Here is a 784-nt window from a genome sequence, read left to right on the forward strand (position 1 = left end):
ATTATCAGGAAGAAAAAAAGATGCTGAAAAATACGCCGGCCGGATATAAAAAAGAATATCCATGGCTGAAAGAGGTAGATTCTCTTGCGCTGGCGAATGTACAGTTAAATCTGGAAGGGGCTTTCCGGAAATTTTTCCGGGAACCGGGAGTGGGATTTCCGCATTATAAATCAAAAAAACATTCGCGGAAATCCTATACAACGAATATGGTAAATGGGAATATCTGTCTGCAGGACAGGTTCCTGAAACTGCCAAAGATGCAGCCGGTAAAAATAAAACTCCACCGTATGATCCCGGAGGGAGGGAAGCTGAAATCAGTGACTGTGAGCAGGGAACCGTCCGGAAAATATTTTGCCAGCCTGCTGTTCGACTGTGAAAACCAAACAGCGGAGAAAAGACAGGCGGAAAAATTCCTGGGGATGGATTTTGCCATGCATGGGATGTGTGTATTTTCTACCGGTGAAAGAGCCGGATATCCCATGTTTTACCGGAATGCAGAGAAAAAACTTGCCCGGGAACAGAGAAAACTTTCCAGATGTGAAAAGGGCAGCCGTAACTATCAGAAACAGAAGAAAAAGGTTGCTTTATATCATGAAAAGATAAAGAACCAGAGGAAGGATTTCCAGCATAAGCTCAGCCACAGCCTTGCAGAAGACTATGACGCAGTATGTGTGGAGGATCTGAACCTGAAGGGGATAGCCGGAGGCCTGCATTTCGGAAAAGGGATACAGGATAACGGATACGGTCAGTTCCTTTCCATGCTTGGATATAAGCTGGAAGAACG

The 784-nt window shown here is 45.0% G+C and carries 1 protein-coding gene; it reads left to right on the plus strand.

Annotation, left to right across the window (positions count from 1 at the left end; all coding sequences use genetic code 11):
- Positions 1 to 20 precede the first annotated feature (20 nt).
- Positions 21 to 784: RNA-guided endonuclease InsQ/TnpB family protein (locus LI074_RS17060; protein ID WP_320443430.1), on the plus strand; the 764-nt coding region annotated here is incomplete at its 3' end.

Source organism: Blautia sp. MSK18_10, from assembly GCF_020553185.1.
GTDB lineage: Bacteria > Bacillota > Clostridia > Lachnospirales > Lachnospiraceae > Blautia_A > Blautia_A wexlerae.